Here is a 17067-nt window from a genome sequence, read left to right on the forward strand (position 1 = left end):
GCGTGGCGGTGGACCGCCGTCGCGCCGGGAGCGCACGAACGGCTACTTCCGCGCCCTTAGCCGCTTCCACACGAACGTCTTGCGTTGCTCGGTGAAGAACTGGCCGAAGACGTGGTCGATGGTGTCGCGCTGCGCGGTGATGTGTTGGCGGACGGCGTTGCGGTAGGCGGGTGTGCCCGGTTTCAGGCCCGACGTGGCGAGGTGGTCGTCGATCTGCCGGTACGCGTTGTTCCAGAATTCGCGGATCTTCGATCCGTGGAGTTGCTGCCTGCGCTTCTGCTCGGTCGCGATTCCGCGCATGTTGCTGAATGCGTTGAGCTCCTTCTCGGTGAACGCGCCCGGGTAGCGGTTGAGGACCTGCAGCTCGACGGCGTGGTGGACCTGCCCACCCGACTTCACCCCGAGACGGGCGGCGTACCCGTCGCGGACGTTCGCGAACTTGGCCCGCGCCGCCTTGACCGCGCCCCGTCGGCGTGGCCGGCGCAGAGGTGGCTTCGGAGCTGGCGGACCGCCGACCGGGTGTTCGGCGAACGCGCGCTCCACCCGGGCGTGGAAGCTGTCCACCTTGTGCCTGCTGGCGATCAGGTAGATGTCGTAGTTGCGGGCGGTGGCCTGCGTCGCCTCGAAACCCTGGACGAACGGGTAGCGCATCCGCAGCGCCTGCAGCGCGAGGAGGGTCTCGGGAAGCGACCGGCCCAGCGCCTCCGCGCCGTCGGAGATCAGCTTCGCCGTGACCATGGCCCGCGACAGCCGCCGATCGTGACCGGCGGTCGGCCCGTGGCCTCGTTGGGGACCCTTCGGGTGACTGATGGCGGGTGCAGGGGGCCGGTGTGGCAGGTGCGGCGGACGTCCCGGGCCCGGGAGGCGTGGCTTTCGAAGCCGTCCGCCCAGCCGCTTGGCGATCCCGCGCATCCATTCCAGCACGTCGTCGAGCCACTTGCGCACGGCGCCGACCAGCTCTCCGACCACGGTCCGTAGCCGCTTCACGAGCTCGAACACCGGTTCCAGGACTCGGCGCAGCTTCTGGATCACCCCGGCGAAGCGCGTGCCGACGCGGGCACCCTGGAGCGCAGCCTTCGCCGCGGTGATCGCTGCCGTCGCGCCGGCGGTGAGCGCGGCGAGCACCGCCTCGGCGATCATCTGTCCGACCAGGGCGCCAACGGCCTTGCCCAGCTCGTAGGCGACGCCCTTCTTGTTCAGCTCCGCGAGAAGGAGCCGGGCGGCGGCCTGGGCGAGGCCGCCCACGGCGGCCCGCAGCGCCGCGCGCGCCGCGTCGAGGAGCTGGCGCAGGTCGTCCCGGCTGAGGCCGTCGGTGAGCAGGCGCTGCAGGACGCCCCGCAGCTCGGTCAGTCCCGCCGGGGCGGCCGGGGCGGCTGGGGCCCGGTCGGTCAGCGCCGTGTCGTCGCGTGACGGCTCGCCCGCCTTGCCCGCGTCGACGGAGGCGGGCGTCACGTCGGTCGCGGCCACCTCGACGGGCGCGGCGCCAACCGTGGCAACCGGCTCGGTGGTCGCGATGTCGGTGTCGGAATTCGGGCCGCGTGCAGCGGGTGACTCGCCGACGGTGGTGATGCCGAATGCGTACTCGGTGGCGGCAGGCTCGGTGGCGGCAGGCTCGGTGGCGGCAGGCTCGGTGTCGGCAGGCTCGGTGGCGGCAGGCTCGGTGTCGTCGACGCGATCCACCGACCTGGGCACCTCAGCTTCCACCGTCGCCTGTTCCACCAGGGCCTGCGGCCGCACCGCCTCACCAAGGGGAAGGAGGCCGGTCCGGGTGCGGCGGGGTACGCGTCCGGTTGTCCGGGGCCGCCGAACGCCGTGCAGCACACGGGTGCCGGACTTCAAGGCATCCTCAGCCTCTTCGACCACGTCGGCCGGCTCGGCGTTCGACTCCGCGTCGACCGCGGTCGGCTCCGCAGCTGGTCCCGCGGCTGGTCCCGCGGTGTCCCCGGCCGAGGGCACAGCGGACGGGCCACCGCCGTCCTCACCGCCGTCCGCGCCGCCACCGTCGCTTCGCAACGTGCCCGTGGCCATCCCGACGGCCCAGGTCGCCAGCTTGAGCGGCAGCTCCATCAGCCAGACGACGGCCTGCAGGAGGAACACCACCGTGCCGCCCGTCGAGTCCCAGATCCCGGCGAGGGTGCCGACGACGAACCCGGCGGCGAACTCCGCGTTGCCGGCGTAGAGGCTCGCGAGCAGGTCGACCGCGCCGACCTTCTGCGCGTCGGGGGCCGCGCGCAGGCCTCCGAGGAAGTTGAGCAGACCCTGATGGAGGATCAGCAGTCCCACGTCGGCGGGCTCCGGGAGGAACCGGACGAACCGGATCGCCACGTCCAGCAGGAAGTTGAGGAGGGCGGGCTTGTAGCAGTCGGGGAGCACGTGCAGCCACACGTTGCCCGCCAGGAACGCGACCATCCCGACCGGGAACGTCGCCAACGCCAGCACCAGCCCAACCGCGACGTCGAGGAGCATGCGCGTGTCGTGCGCCAGCACGCGCAGCACGTCGGCCACCCAGCGGGCGGTGGCTGTCAGGCAGGTCAGCACCGCGGCGAGCAGCCGCCGCACCGGTGCGGTGATCCGGTCGACGGCGCGCAGCACCGCGTCCAGGAGGGCGAGTCCGGGTCGCCACGTGAGGATGGCCTCCACGACGCCGAGGACGGCCGCTCCCCAACCGCTCACCGCGTCGGCCGCCACGCGCGCTACCGCCGAGACGGCTTCGAGCGCGCCGGTCACCAGCGGGAGCACCGTGCGGGCGAGCGCGTCGGCCGCCTTCGCCAGCCACTCCCCCGCCCCCTCGACGATCTTGCCCGCGAGATCCTTCAGCCCGGCCCACAGCTGGGGCAGCCGCGCGAACAGGTCGAACAGCGGAGCGAGCGGACTCTCCTGGGACAGCCAGCGCCACGCCGCCCGCAGGCCGTCGACCAGCGGCCGCAGGCCGTCCACCACCGCGTTCCAGAGGAGCTGGATGCCCCGGCGCAGCGCCTCGACGGGGTCGATCTCCGGATCGAGCCCCAACGCGGTCGCGACGTGCCGCCACACCGTGCGGGCCACCTCGCCCACCGTGTCGAGAACCCGGTCGACGGTGGCCTGGATGTCCTGCCACCACCGGTACACCGGAGCGGCCACGGCGTGCACGAAGTCGAAGAAGTCGACGAGCGCGTCGAGCTGCGCGTTCGCCTCGTCCTGCGCGTGGCGGCGGAGGAAGTCCTGGATCTGCCGGGCGACCGGCGAGGCCAGCATCTCGTCGACGACGGCGAGCGCGCCCTTCAGCCGCTGCTCGAAGGCGGCGCACCGGTTCGCCCGCTCCTCCGCCGACTCCTGGGTTGCGCGCTCCGCGCACAGGGACTCGATCTGCAGCTCGTTCAGGGTCCGGTCGAGGTCGGCGAGGCCGGTCACCTCGAGCGCGGCGGTCACCCAGGCGTCGAGGTGGTCGGTCGCGGACCGGACCACGGCGTCGAGCCCGTCGTCGACGAGGGCGGCGAGCGTCGGGAACCGCTTGCGGAGGAAGGCGAGAAGGCCGTTGGCCAACAACGCGTCGACGGCGGTGGCCACCTCGTGGACGCCGGTCTGCAGCGCGTCGAGCACCTGGCCGACGGCCGTCTTCAGGTCCTCGATCGTCCGGTCGATCCCGCGGTGCAGCCTCTCGGCCCACGCGTCGAGCGCGGCCTGCATCTCCTCCAGGAACACGTAGATGCGCTCGACGTACTGCCGGGCGAGCTCACCCAGCTTGCCGGGCAGGTTCGCGGCCAGGAGCGCGAGCGCGGCGGCCAACCGGTCCAGCACAGCGGAGATGGCGCGGTGCGCGGCGGCGACGATCCGGTGGGCGAGCTCGGCGGCCGCGTCCAGCAGCGCGGTGACGGCCCGCCGGACCGCCGCGAGGAAGGAGTCGATCCATTCGACGAGCCGCTTGATCTGCTCGCGGACCCAGTCGAGCCCGCGCTGGAACCAGCTGCGGTCGGCGTTGCGTTGTGCGGTGGACCGGGCACGGGCCTGGGCCTCGTCCCACTGCCGACCCGCTTCCGCCCGCGCGGTGGCCACAGCACCCGCGGCCCGGGTGTCCGCCTCGCGCTGCAGCTTGTCCGCCCGGGCCAGCTCGGAGCTGCGGACCGTGTCGGCTTCGCGATCACGCTGGTCGACGAGCGTCTCGCCGGCGGACGTCCACTCGCGCCGGCGGGCGACCACGCCGTCGCGGGCCCGTGCCTGCACCGTGGCACGCTCGCGACCGGCCTCCTCGGACGCCTGAGCGAGCTTCGCCTCGGCGCGGCCGATCTCGTCGTCGACGCGCGCCCGGGTCGCCTCGTGCGCGTCCGTGTCGCGGTGCAGCGCCGCGAGGCCGCTGTCGGGCACCAGCACGACCTGCCCGATCGGCACGGCCCCGACGTTCTGGTCCGTCGCGACGAGATCGAGACGGGCCTGGTCGACCTGCCCGGCGAGGTCGACCTCGGGCAGCTCGAGGCTCTGGAGACGGCGGGCGTGGCCCGCTGTGGGGTCGTTCGTCGGGGCGAGGCGGCGTTCCCCGAAGTCCTGCGCCGCCTGCCGGCGGGCCGCCTGCCGTTCGCCGTCCACCCGCTCGCGGAACGCCCGCTCGGCCGAGCCGGCCCGGGCGGCGTCGGCCGCCCCGTCGCGGGCCACCGCCGGCGGCCCGACCTCCCGCAACGGCGCCATCGCCGTCTGCCGGATGTGGTCGTCGAGCCGGCGCTGCTCGTCGGCCCGGAGCCGGCGCTGGTCGTCGTCGAGCGACGTCAGGTCCGGTGGTGGGGCCCGGGCCGGGGCCGCGTCGACCTGCCGGCGTGCCTGCTCCCGGGCGCGGTCGAGCGAGGTGGTGTCCGGTTCGGCGAGCTGGGGATCGGGCACCTCGTCCCGTGCACGGATCGCGGGGACGGCGGGCGGTGGCCCTCTCGCGAAGGGTCGGGTGTCCGGGGCGTTCGCCAGGTCGGGGCTGACCGTCAGGTCCTGCGCCCTGACGGTGCGCAGGCTCGTGTCCCAGGTCCCCTGGACCTGCTTGATCACCTCGCGTAGCTCGATCTGCCGGTCGGGTCCGGGCGCGGCGGGGACGGCCGTGCGCTGCCGTCGCGTCGTGCCGGGGGGAACCGGCCCGGGAGCCGACGTCGCCGTCGGCGCTTCCACCGCGACCTGCTCCGGCTGTTCCTCTACCGCGGGCTCGGTTGCGGGCTCGGCCGCCGGGGCCTCCGGGGCCGACGCCTCGTCCGGGACGGCTGCCGGCGGCGTATCCGCCCCGGCCTCGACCTCGTCGGTGGGGGTCTGCGCGTCCTCGGGTTCCCGCTGCAGGTCGTCGAGGCCGGCGGGCTCGCCTGCTTGGGGCTCGGGATCGCGGACGAGCAGCGCGGTCCTGCGCAGCGCGAGCGCACCGGGCACGAGGCGAGCACGCACCCGCCCCGGCCCCGGCGACCGGGCGAGGGCCTCCGCCTCCTGCTCGGCGGGATGGTCGGCGGCCAGTGGCACCTCGGAGGGCAGGACGGCGTGCTGGTCGGGTCCGGCCTGGAGGACGTGCGCGGCCTCGTGGGCGGCGGTGACGGTGTCCGCGGGGTCGCGGAGCAGGACCACCGCACCGCACGTCGCACCGCGGGCCCCGAGGTGGTCGAGGAGGGAACGGGCGGCGGGTCCGCTGTGGACCCGCACCGCCGCGAGCGACGCCCCGAACCGCCGTTCCAGGTCGGCCCGGCCCGGCAGTGCGCTGACCGGGTCGCGGGTGGCGTCGGTCCAGCGTTGCGCGAGCGGTGGCGGTCGGAGGTGGTCCAGGAGGGTGGGACCGTCCGGATCCCGGTCGGCGAGCGGCGGCTTCGCCTCGGCGGCGGGCGCGGGGAGGCGGACCCGCGGCGGGGCCGGAACCGCCCGCCCTGGTGCGGTCCGTCGGGCGACCGGGGGCGCCTTCATGCTGATTCCCGCTCGAGGGCCGCGTAGACGGTGCGGGCGAGCGCAGTGCCGAACAGCACCGGGTTCCCGTCGGGCCGGGCGCCGGTCAACGTCACCGAGCGGTCGCCGTTGCCGCGGGTGGACCCACGGGGGAGCCGCTCGGTGACCAGCCGGGTCAGCTCCCGCTCGAACGCGGTGAGCATGACATGACGGCGAGCCGCAGGCACCGCACCGAGGTCGAGCTCGTCGACCGTGACGACGACGTGCGGGGTGACGTGCGGGGTCAGGTCCATCCGCGCACCTCGGCGGGCGTCAACGGGCGGCCGAGCTTGGCGTACTCCAGCTCGGCCGCGACGCGCAAGAGCCGCATCGTCACCGGTCCACCGCCGTCTGCGGCGAGGAACGCGGCGTTGCGTGCGATGGAGCGGATGTTGCCGCCGGCCACCGAGAGCCGGGCCAACGCGCGGTGGTCGAGCCCCTCGACCGGCACACCACTCGGGAAGATCCGCCGCCAGATCTCCTCGCGCAGGTCCACGTCGGGGAACGGGAACTCCACGACGAACGGGATCCGGCGCAGGAACGCCGGGTCGAGGTGCTCGCGGTGGTTCGTCGTGAGCACGGCGAGGCCGTCGAAGGTCTCCATGCGCTGCAGCAGGTAGCTGACCTCGATGTTGGCGTGCCGGTCGTGGCTGTCGCGCACCTCGGTGCGCTTGCCGAACAGCGCGTCCGCCTCGTCGAACAGCAGCACCGCACCCCCGGTCTCGGCCGCGTCGAACACCCGCCGGAGGTTCTTCTCCGTTTCCCCGATGTACTTGCTCACGACGGCGGACAGGTCGATGCGGAACAGGTCGAGCCGCAGCTCGGCGGCCAGGACCTGGACGGCGAGTGTCTTGCCCGTGCCGCTCGGACCGGCGAAGACCGCCGCCGCCCCACCGCCCCGGGCCCCGGGCGGCGTGAAGCCCCAGAGGTGGTTCACGGTGGCCTTCGCCCGGACGTGCCCCAGGAGTGCCTGCAGCGCGGCCCGCCGGTCGGCGGGCAGCACGAGGTCGGCCAGCTCGGCGTGGGAGCCGACGTGCTGCGCGAGGTCCTCCAGCCGGGGGTGCGCCTGCACCCGGGCCGCGTCCTCCAACAACCGCGTCGGGTCGGCGGTCGGGTCGGCGCGCACACCGCTGCGGGTCGACGCGACCGCGGCGTCCAGGGTGAACGCGTTCAGCCGGAACTGGGCCACCAGCTGCTCCAGCCCCTCGGCGGGCGCGAGGTCGCGCAGCGCGCCGCGCCACTGCTCGAGTCGCTCGGCTAACGGCGGGTCGGCGACGCGCAGCCGGACGACCGGCTCGCCGGCCCGTGGCACGGTCCCCGAGCTGACCACCGGGCCCTCGGCGCGTCGAGCGATGTCGAGGGCCGCGCGCTGGGTGGCCGGATCGTCGGCGTCATCGAGGTCCACCAGCAGGCAGAGGGGCTGCAGCCGCGACTCCCGTGCCCACAGCCGCAGGAACTCCTCCACCTCGCCGGAGTCGGTGGGGACGGCCGACGGGGACAGCCGCAGCGCGCGCCGGTGGCCCGCGCCCGCCGCGACGACGGCGGGTCCGTCGTCGGCCACCGCACACCACAGGTGGACGCGCTCGGACCCCCAGGCGGACCGCAGCCGCTCGGCCACCCTCGCGTGAGAGCGCGCGAGGGCACCGGGACGCGGGATCTCCACGACCCGGCGCGCGACCCGGGGTTCGAGGTAGTGCTCGCCCATGAGCGCGTGCAGTACCCGCTCCTCGATCAGGACCGAGCGGTCGGTGAGCACCTCGCCGGGGCCGAGGCGGACGAGGCCGGCGGCCCGCAGCGGCGCGGTCGGCAGGACGGCGTTCCACGCGGGCTCCGGCAACACCGCCAGCGCGAGGCCGAACGTCGGCCAGGGGCGCTGGTCGCTGCCGTTGAGGGCCGCGAGCTCGATGTCGACGCCGGGATGGAGCTCGCAGAGGGCGGTGAGCAACAGCACCCCCGACTCGAACGCGGACAGGCCGAACGCCGCGGTGATCGCGGCGAGCGTGGAGTCCGCCGGGGGTTCGGGCAGCGGCGTGCGGGCGCGTTCCTCCGGTGTCATCCGGAGCCGCTGGTGAACCGCGGCGAGGGCGTCGCCCAGGTCGTCGCGGGAGAGCTGTTCGACGGTGGCCACCGGTCAGCTCACGGTGACCGTCGGCGCGATGAGCTTGCCGGTGTCCGGGTGCGCGTCGAGCAGGCTGAGGGCGCCGTCGACCTCGACGCGGATCAGATAGGTGCCGACGGCGAGACCCGCGGTGCGGAAGACGACCACGTCGTCGGTCGTCGTCCAGTCGCTCCAGGAGCTGGAAACCTGTCCGTCGGTCCCGGTCAGCTGCAGGACCACGGACTGGTCGTGGTCGGGGCGCGGCTCGACGACCAGCCGCACGCGCAGTGCATCCTCGTCGCCCGGCCCGCCCGGCCCGCCCGGCTCGGTCGGCGGGTCGGCGGGTCGCACCGTCGGCACGAGCGCGACGGGGAGCACGTTGGAGGCGGGTCCGTCGCGGGTGCTCCCGTCCTGCATCCGGATCAGGTGCGCCACTCGGACCGGCGCGACGCCGGCGCGCAGCCCGGACGAGGCGGCGAAGGGCACGCTGATCTCGTCGTCGCCGAGCTGGTCCGACGGGAGCGTCACCTGGGCGCTCCCGACGCTCACCCGGGTGACGTCACCGCGCAGGGCAGCGCCGCGGACGAGGATCCGCTCGCCGAACTGCACCACCGGTTGCGCGCGCCGCGACGAGCGGACCTCGTTGACCCGCGGTGCGCGGAACTGGACCACGACCATCGCGGGTGGCCGGGTGACGGGCAGCGCGGCGCCGGGGCGGACCTGCGCGTCGAGCATCACCACGGACGCCCGGTAGGCGACCGACAGGCGGTGCTTCGTCTGCCCGTACATGCCCCACAACCGGGACAGCTCCTCGACATCCAGCGGCAGCAGCGTGAGGCGGACGCTCTCCGGTTGGTCGCCGAGGTCCGATGTGGTCAGGACATGGCCGGACGGGAGCGCGCCGACGAAGGCGGTGATCTCGTCGCGGGACAGCGTCGGCCCCTCGTTCAGGCCGGACAGCACGAGTCCGGCCAGGCGTTCGGCGTCTTGCATGGCCGGCGAGCCTACGAAACTGATCAGGTAGTGCAGGTCGACGGCGAGGCGCGGCGCCCGCACGACGGCGCCCTGGGAGCTGTGCTCCGGCAGGTGTTGGTTGCGCAGCTCACCGTTGGGCAGGACCTGGTAGAGGTGCAGGTACACCCCGGGCTTGCTGTCGTCCTGCGGCGGCGCGGTGATGACGTCGAAACCGGCGAGCCCGGCGACGTCGAGGAGTGCCTGAACGCGGGACCGCAGCACCCCGCTCACCATGGCGATCGCGAGCGCGTTGCTCATCGCGCCGTCGACCGTGCGGTCAGGTAGTCCGTCAGCGTCGTCGGGGGCGGCGGCGGTGCCGGGCTCGGGCGGATCGCCGCCGGTGCCGGGGTGTCGACGCGGACCACGATCCGTCCGATGCGGACCTCCACGGTCGGTCGGTCGACGGTGGGCGCAGGCCCGGGCCGGTCTGGACCGTTCGCGCGGCGCGGTGCCGCGGCGGGCGCGGCGGGACGGGGCCCGACCGTCGGTGCCGTCGCCTGTCGGATGAGGGGCTCGATCGGTGACGAGCGGGGGGCCACCCTGGCCTCGGCGGCGGGCGCGGCGGCTACGGCGGACGCGGTCTCGCGGACCACGACCCGCTCGGTGTGCTGCTCGCGGACCACGTCCCGCGGTACCGGACGCACCACCGCGCGCACCGCGTCCTGTGGCGCGGGAGGCTCCGTCCCGGCCGGCGCGGGCAGGTCGACGACGAGTGGCCGCGGCGGATCGGCCCCCGGCTCCTCCCGGTGCCGCAGCTCGGCGCGTGGTGGGGCGGCGTCGACGCGCTGCGCACGCGGTGGTTCGGGTCGCTCGTCCCGCCGGAAGATCGGGTGCCCGACCGGGGACGGTGCCCGCGGTGGCTGCGGGCCGGCGGCCGTCGCCGGGGCCGGGACGTCGGTCGGCTCCACGGTGTCCGGAGCGCCGAGCACCGCGTCCGCGGGGCGGATCAGCGGGCTCAGAACGGCGGCGGGCGCGAGGCCGGCCAGCAGGGTGCGCAGGTAGCTCACAGCGCCTCCAGGAGGTCGAGGTAGCTGCGCCTGCGGCCCGGCGACAGGGCGAGGATCGCGTCCTCGGACCAGCCGTAGGCGCGGGCCAGCACGTCCACCTCGCCGAGCAGGCGGCGCCCGGCGACCTCGATCTCCCGCCAGAGGTACGTCCCGATGTCGAACCGCCCGTCCCAGCGGTTCCCGCACCCCGCGCAGTCCATCGACAGGGTCAGCTCGGCCTGCGGGTCGAGGCCGCTCATCGCCGCGTCCACCTCCTGGGCGACCTCGGTCGGCAGGTCGGCGGCCGCTCTCGGCGCACCGTCGAGCTCGGCGGTCACCACGCAGCGGCGGGCCAGCGCCAGCCACGGGTCCCGCTCGTCCCGCACGGCCCGCACGTCGGCCGCCCCCGGTAGGCGGAACCGCACGCGCCAGCCCGCACGGCCGACCTCGGCGTGCCCGCTCGGCTCGCTCGGCCGGTCGACGACGAGCGCGTCGACGTCGACGTCGAACTCGAGCTCCGCACCGCACGCCGGGCAGACGACGAAGCAGTCGGCATGCCGGCCGAACGTGACCGTGCGCAGTCGCAGCAGGGCGGCGTCGCGACGGCCCAGCGGGGCCACCGCCAGCTCGGCGTCGGGCACGTCGGGCTCGGCCGCCCGCCACATGACCAGCCCACGGTCGATCTGGTCGCGGCCACGTCCCTGCTCCCAGACGGCGAGCAGCTGCGCCCCGGACAGGCCGACCGGTGCCACGACTACTCCGGAACGGTGTAGACCGGCTCGGACGGTTCGGTCACCGCGACGTCGCGCACCCAGCCCTCGTTCTCCAGCTTCAGCGTCTGGATCGCGACGGCGTTGCCGCTCGCGTCCAGCTCCGGCAGTGCCTGGTACTCGCTCACCCAGCAGCGGTAGATGTTGTACGCCACCGCGAGCTGGCCCGACTCGTTGTAGAGCTCGAGGATGATGTCCTTGCGGAAATCGCGCAACGACACCTCCGCGCCCATGCCGGCGCCGAGGTTCCAGACCTTGTTGGCCCACTGCTCGAAGTCCCGGTCGTGGGTGACGCCGCGTTCAAGGGTGATGGCCTCGTACTTCGACTGTCCCGGGGCGCGCACGACCGTGCTCGGGTCGCCGCCGCTGCGGTGGTCGATCACCTCGGTGGTCCGTTTGAGCGCGCTCACCTTGCTCACGCCCGCCACGTAGCGACCGTCCCACTTCAGCCGGAACTTGAAGTTCTTGTAGGGGTCGAAGCGCTGGGTGTTCACCGTGAACTGAGCCATCGCCGTCCTCTCACTGACCGGCCTGTGCGGCCAGCTGCTGCAACCTGATGACCACGAACTCGGCGGGCTTGAGCGGGGCGAACCCGACGAGGACGTTGACGACGCCGCGGGCGACGTCGGACTCCGTCGTCGTCTCGGCGTCGCACCGGACGAAGTACGCCTGCTGCGCCGTGGTGCCCGCGAAGGCGCCCTGCCGGAACAGCCCGTGCAGGAAGCTGCCCACGGACAGCCGCAGCTGCGACCACAGGCCCGGACCGTTCGGCTCGAACACCGCCCAGCGGCTCCCCCGCTGGAGGCTCTCCTCCAGGTGCAGCGCCAGCCGCCGGACCGGGACGTACTTCCACTCCGAAACCTGCAGGTCGGCCCCGTTCAGCGTCCGCGCCCCCCACACCACCTGCCCGTACACCGGGAAGGTGCGCAGGCAGTTCACGCCGAGGGCGTTCAGGACGCCCTGCTGCTCGTCGACGAGCCGGGCGGCCAGCTCGGTCACGCCGCGCAGGGAGGTGTCGATGCCTGCGGGCGCCTTCCAGATGCCGCGCTGCGCGTCTGTGCGGGCGAACGCCCCGGCGACGACACCGCACGGGGGGAAGTCGCGGAAGCGGCCTTCCTGGAGCGGGTCGGGCACCCTGACCCGGGGGTAGTAGAGCGCGGCGTTGTCGCTGCGGACGCCGAACTGCGCCGCTCGGTCGACGGCGTTCGCGGGGTCGTTCCACTCCTCGGGCGGGTCGATCAGCAGGAACGCGCGATGGGCGGTGCAGAACGTGGCCGCCTTGTCCCAAAGGCCCTTGGCGACGGCGTCCTCCTCCGACCAGGACGGCAGGGGGACGCACAGGAGGTTGAACAGGTCGACCTTGGCCAGGGCGTGGACACCGGTCGACGTGGCCGGGTCGCCCAGGACGTCCACGTCGATCCGGGGCGAGCCGCCGTCGCGGCCGCCCGCGAACACGGTGGCCCCCGCAGCGCCCGTCGGCGACCCGGCGACGTCCGCGCGGGCCAGCCGGGCCAGCCGGGACTGCAGCTCCAACAGCCGTCCCAGCCAGCGGCTCGCCGTCGGGTCCGTGCTCACGCCGTAGTGGACCTCCTCGGCGACCACGCCACCGGACGGGCTTCGTTCCCCCAGCCTCAGGTGGAACGTGCCCTCCTCCGCCTCCTCGGTGTCGACCTCGACGCTCACCCGGTTGCCCCACTCCCCCGGATCGGCGGCCTGCAGCCGGAGCACCTGGGTGGCGAGCAGGAGATCCCCGTGCGGGGACCCGTCCGCGCTCCCGTCCGGGGGCACGGACGGCGGCGCGATGCCGGTGACGGTGGCGAGCGGGATGGCCGGATCGGTGCCCGTGCGCGCCTCGCCGATCTTCGTGGCCGCCGTGCCGGGGGTCACGGCGTCCACACTGACGGTGTACTCCTTGTCGCCCTGCTTCAGCGGGGCGCCGTCGGCCTGTACCGCGGTGACCGTGAGACGGAAGGTGCCGTCGTCGGACCGGGCGACGGTCGCGCGCAGCCGGTCGAACCCGGCGAGCCCGAGCACACCAGGGGTGGGCCGCAGCCGCAGTCCCACGGCCACGTCCGCGCCCGCCGTCTCCGCGGCGGCACCGAGGGTCACGACGTGCTGTCCGCCCCCCGCGGCGGTGCTGGTGACCGCCCCCGTCGGCGGCGGGCCGGTGAGGGGTCCGCCCAGCACCTTCACGAGCGGGGTGTCGTTGGCCTTCAGCCCGTTGACCGTGGCGGCCTGGTCCGTCGTGAGATCGACCACGCCGTCCACCTGGTACGGCTTGTCGCCCTTCTTCAGCACCGCGCCGTCGGCGTCCTCGGCCTGCAGGCGCAGCGTGAAGGTCGTCGCGGTGGCCTTGTCGACCGTGGCGCGCAGATGGTGGAAGCCCGACAGGGCGGCCGCGTCCGGCGAGACCTGCAGGACCATCCTGTCCGCGTTGGTCACCCGCACGATCAGCGCCTCGCCGCCACCGCCGAGGAAGTAGTGCCGCACGGCGTGGCTGGCCGTGCTGTCGTGCCACAGCCCGCCGAACCGGGACTCGTACTCGGGCCAGCTCGCGATCCGGACCGGTCGGTGAACCGGCCCGCGCAGGGCGGGACCGACGAAGGCGGTGAGCGACGTGGCAACCCCGGTGATCGCCCGACTGCCGCCGGGGAGCTCCAGGACGTGGACGCCGGGGGCGGTGGGGGCGCTCATGCCGCCGCCCCCGCGAGCTGCACGAACTGGAGCATCACGAACTCTGCCGGACGCAGCGGCGCGAAGCCGACGACGATCCGGACCACCCCGGTGTCGACGTCGGCCTGGGTGGTCGTGGTCGCGTCGCAGCGCACCAGGTACGCCTCGCGCGGCGTGGTGCCCGCGAAGGCACCCGACCGGAACAGGTCGTGGAGGAACGTCGTGACCGACAGGCGCAGCTCGGCCCACAGTGGTTCGGCGTTCGGTTCGAACACCGCCCACTGCGTGCCGCGGGCGAGGGAGTTCTCGATGTGCAACGCGAGCCTGCGGACCGGGAGGTACTTCCACTCCGAGGCCATGACGTCAGCGCCGCGCCCGGTGCGGGCCCCCCACACGACCGGTCCGACGGCCGTCAGGCGGCGCAGGGCGTTCACCCCGCTCGGGTTGAGCACGCCGCTGTCGGCGTCGGTGAGCTCCTGCTCCAGCGCGTCCACCCCTACCAGCCGCGCGTCGGTGCCCGCGGGCGCCTTCCAGACCCCGCGTTCGGCGTCCGTTCGGGACAGCACACCCGCGACGGCCCCGCTGGGGGCGAACGGGCGGGTCAGGCCGCGCTGCAACGGATCGGGGCCGACGATCCGCGGGAAGTAGAAGGCGGCATTGGTGCTGCGGAGGTTCGTCCGACCGGCGAGACGGGCCGCGGTGGCCGCGTCCGCCCACTCCGGCGGCGGGTCGACCAGGAGCACGGCGCGATGACGTTCCGCCCAGCCGAGGGCGTAGCTCCAGGTGCCCGGCGTCGTGGGGGTGTCCCGGTCGAGCGGGGGCACGCAGAGCAGGTTCACCAGGTCGGCGTGATCGAGCGCGTCGATCGCCTCACCGGTCTCCGGGTCGGTGGCCTCCGCCGCGCTGCCGTCGGACCCACCGTCGAACGTCTGTCGCTCGACGGCGCGCGGCTTGAGCGCAGGTACCTCCGTCGTCCGCGCGAGCCGGGACTGCTGCTCCAGCACGCGGCCGACGTAGCGGCGCGCCGCTGGATCGACCGAGACCTGCGGGAACGTCTCGCGGGTGAGGATCGCACGCTCCGCGCCGAGGGTGGCCTCGGCGACCGGGTCCACCTCCTCGATGACCAGATGGAACGTCGTGTCGTCCGTGGCCGTCACGGTGGCCGGCGTGCCGTGGGAGACGGTGACCCGCAGGCTCCTCCCCCACCCGCCCGGCTCGGCAGCCACTAGGTCCAGCTTGCCGGGGCCGGTGGCCGCGCGGACGGACGTCGACGCGGACTCCGCTCCGGCGCCGACCCGGGACACCACGGCCTGCCCGCCGCCGTTGTCGAAGAACTGGGCAACGGCGTAGCCCAGTTCCGACTCGACCCAGAGCCCACCGAAACGACGCTGGAAGTCACCCCAGCTCGTGCAGGACACGGGCTCGCCGACCGGTCCGCGCCGCGCGCGTCCCACGAATGCGGTGACGGACGTGGCCGCGGTCGGGATCGATCGCGCACCGCTGGGCGATTCCTCGACGTAGACCCCGGGCCAGGAGGTGACGACAGGCATGGTCCTCCCTCGTGTCGGCCGGAGCCTAGCGACCGACCCCAGCACCTGACCAGGGCTGCCGGACGACGTCCATCGCGAGGACGAGACGCCATGTCATCGGGCGGCGGTTCACCGCGAACGGAGCCGAACCATAGGTCCGGGGAATGGGGCAGCAGCGATGACCCCGGGCGATGGAGGTATTGACGAACGAGGTCGGCGTGATATCCGCCCGCGTCGGAACAAGTCGACACCACGCGACGTCATTCTGCAGTACCTCCACCCCTGCCAACTACTTGACGCGGGACACAGGGCCCGACCGGAGATCACCAGTGGAGGCGCCGGGCAGACCGGCAGCTCACCCACGCCCGACCATCCGTACGCACCCCAGAAAGATCAACTAGTACTCCAGCCGTAGGTCGTGATCTTGCGGTGTGGCGGTCCCGGACGCAGGGCGGCCACCGCGTGATCCTCGTCCGTTGTGTCGACTTCCAAAGATCAAGCAGTGGCCGCGGGCCACACCGTAGATGTCGGGCGGTGGGTCGCCGAGGCCGACAGGCTGCTCGATCAGCTGGCCGCCCGGTTCCCCCGGATCGAGACTCGCCGCAGGGTCGGCAAGTTCGTGCTCGGGTTGCTCGCTGACCTGCCGCGGAAGAGCTGCTGGTCGATTGCCGAGCACGCCGGGGACCGGGATCCGCACGGCATGCAGTACCTGTTGGCGCGGGCCAGCTGGGACACCGACGGGGTTCGTGACGACCTGCGTGACTACGTCGTCGGGGCACTCGGTGATGGTGATGCGGTGCTGGTGGTCGATGAGACCGGGGACCTGAAGAAGGGATGGCCACGGTCCGGGTGCAGCGCCAGTACACCGGCACGGCCGGGCGGATCGAGAACGCTCAGGTCGCGGTCTATCTGACCTACGCCGCAGCGCGTGGACACGCGATGATCGACCGCGAGCTCTACTTGCCGCGTTGCTGGACCGACGATCCCGACCGGTGCGTCGAGGCCGGAGTGCCCGACGACGTCGACTTCCTGACCAAGCCCGCGCTGGCGACCGGCATGCTGACCCGCGCCTTGGGTGCGGGAGTGCCGGCTCGGTGGGTGGCCGGCGACGAGGTCTACGGCCACGATCCGGACCTGCGCGCGCAGTGCCAGGCCCAGCAGATCGGCTACGTGCTGGCCATCGGCTGCGACCGCCGCGTCCCGACCCCGGCCGGCCCGCAGCGGGCCGATGCCCTCGTCGCGGGCCTGCCACGGTGGGCCTGGCAGCAGCTCTCCGCCGGGTCGGGCGCCAAGGGAGAACGCTTCTACGACTGGGCCTGGATCACCCTCGACCCCGACCAGCACACCGATTCCGGGTGTTGGTGGTTGCTGGTCCGGCGCAACCGCACCACCGGTGAGTTGGCGTTCTACCGCTGCTACTCCCCGCAGATCGTGCCGTTGCGCGAGTTGGTTCGCGTTGCCGGCCGCCGCTGGACGATCGAGGAGTCCTTCCAGACCGGCAAGGGCCTCGCCGGGCTCGATGAGCACCAGGTCCGCCGCTGGACCTCGTGGCGGCGCTGGACGCTGCTGGCGATGCTCGCCCACGCCCTGCTCGTGGTCATCACCGCGAACGAGCACACCGACTGGCCCGATCCCGTCGACATGATCCCGTTGACCTGCAGCGAGGTGCGCCGCCTGCTCACCGTCCTGGTCGTGGCACCCCGCCGAGTCCCGGCCTGCCCGCATACCTGGTCGACCTGGCGCCGACGACACCAACACTGCGCCCGAGCCAGCCACTACCGACGTCAGGAGACCAGCAGGCAACGGCCATAACGACCTACGGCTGGAGTACTAACGGGGCTTCGCCCCAGCCCGACGAGGCATGTCGTGGTCGGGATGGTTAGCGGGCTCCGGTCGGTCGGTGAGTCCGTGCCCCGAGGGGCCGGTTATGGACCGCACGTCGGCGGTGGTTGGCTGCTCGAGCCGCCCGTCCGACCGGAGCCCGTCATGACGCTACCGCGCACCGTTGCCGAGGTTCTGTCCGATCACGTGCTGTTCGAGGTGGAGTGCATCGACCGGATGTACTGCAACGTCTACGTGCCGCAGTTGCA

At 73.6% G+C, this 17067-nt stretch carries 9 protein-coding genes and 1 pseudogene; 1 reads left to right on the forward strand and 9 read right to left on the reverse strand.

The window, feature by feature from the left end:
- Nucleotides 1-42: 42 nt before the first annotated feature.
- Genes AB7J25_RS18600 through AB7J25_RS18640 form a run of 9 tightly spaced genes read right to left on the reverse strand, consistent with a single transcriptional unit; the run spans nt 43 to nt 14998 of the window.
- The gene (locus AB7J25_RS18600; RefSeq protein WP_428510725.1) at nt 43-5889 is read right to left on the reverse strand and encodes an eCIS core domain-containing protein; all 5847 of its coding nucleotides are present in this window, start codon (nt 5887-5889) and stop codon (nt 43-45) included.
- Entirely contained in the window at nt 5886-6161 is a 276-nt protein-coding gene (locus tag AB7J25_RS18605) for a hypothetical protein (protein ID WP_428510727.1), read from the reverse strand. Before AB7J25_RS18605 ends, AB7J25_RS18600 begins: the two co-directional genes overlap by 4 nt.
- A complete protein-coding gene (locus tag AB7J25_RS18610; protein ID WP_428510729.1) occupies nt 6152-8035 on the reverse strand; it encodes an ATP-binding protein in 1884 nt (627 codons plus the stop codon). The genes AB7J25_RS18605 and AB7J25_RS18610 overlap by 10 nt, the downstream gene beginning before the upstream one ends.
- 3 nt (nt 8036-8038) lie before the next feature.
- Complete coding sequence (locus AB7J25_RS18615) at nt 8039-9277, reverse strand: DUF4255 domain-containing protein (protein WP_428510731.1); 1239 nt, start codon at nt 9275-9277, stop codon at nt 8039-8041.
- On the reverse strand, nt 9274-10026 hold the full coding sequence (locus AB7J25_RS18620) for a hypothetical protein (RefSeq protein ID WP_428510732.1): 753 nt from the start codon (nt 10024-10026) through the stop codon (nt 9274-9276). Before AB7J25_RS18620 ends, AB7J25_RS18615 begins: the two co-directional genes overlap by 4 nt.
- Nucleotides 10023-10757, reverse strand: coding sequence for a hypothetical protein (locus AB7J25_RS18625; RefSeq protein WP_428510734.1), 735 nt, complete (start codon nt 10755-10757; stop codon nt 10023-10025). Before AB7J25_RS18625 ends, AB7J25_RS18620 begins: the two co-directional genes overlap by 4 nt.
- Before the next feature lie 2 nt (nt 10758-10759).
- Nucleotides 10760-11284, reverse strand: a complete 525-nt coding sequence (locus tag AB7J25_RS18630) for a phage tail protein (protein ID WP_428510736.1) — start codon at nt 11282-11284, stop codon at nt 10760-10762.
- A gap of 10 nt (nt 11285-11294) precedes the next feature.
- Entirely contained in the window at nt 11295-13469 is a 2175-nt protein-coding gene (locus AB7J25_RS18635; protein WP_428510738.1) for a phage tail sheath family protein, read from the reverse strand.
- A complete protein-coding gene (locus AB7J25_RS18640; protein ID WP_428510740.1) occupies nt 13466-14998 on the reverse strand; it encodes a phage tail sheath family protein in 1533 nt (510 codons plus the stop codon). Before AB7J25_RS18640 ends, AB7J25_RS18635 begins: the two co-directional genes overlap by 4 nt.
- 481 nt (nt 14999-15479) lie before the next feature.
- Between AB7J25_RS18640 and AB7J25_RS18645 the strand changes: the two are divergent.
- Nucleotides 15480-16789: pseudogene (locus AB7J25_RS18645) on the forward strand (IS701 family transposase).
- Nucleotides 16790-17067 lie beyond the last annotated feature (278 nt).

It is taken from the genome of Pseudonocardia sp., assembly GCF_050246655.1.
GTDB lineage: Bacteria > Actinomycetota > Actinomycetes > Mycobacteriales > Pseudonocardiaceae > Pseudonocardia.

Coding starts and splice junctions, on each gene's coding strand:
- AB7J25_RS18605 (WP_428510727.1), bottom strand. CDS start 6,161: ATGGACCTGACCCCGCACGTCACCCCGCACGTCGTCGTCACGGTCGAC.
- AB7J25_RS18615 (WP_428510731.1), bottom strand. CDS start 9,277: ATGAGCAACGCGCTCGCGATCGCCATGGTGAGCGGGGTGCTGCGGTCC.
- AB7J25_RS18640 (WP_428510740.1), bottom strand. CDS start 14,998: ATGCCTGTCGTCACCTCCTGGCCCGGGGTCTACGTCGAGGAATCGCCC.
- AB7J25_RS18635 (WP_428510738.1), bottom strand. CDS start 13,469: ATGAGCGCCCCCACCGCCCCCGGCGTCCACGTCCTGGAGCTCCCCGGC.
- AB7J25_RS18600 (WP_428510725.1), bottom strand. CDS start 5,889: ATGAAGGCGCCCCCGGTCGCCCGACGGACCGCACCAGGGCGGGCGGTT.
- AB7J25_RS18630 (WP_428510736.1), bottom strand. CDS start 11,284: ATGGCTCAGTTCACGGTGAACACCCAGCGCTTCGACCCCTACAAGAAC.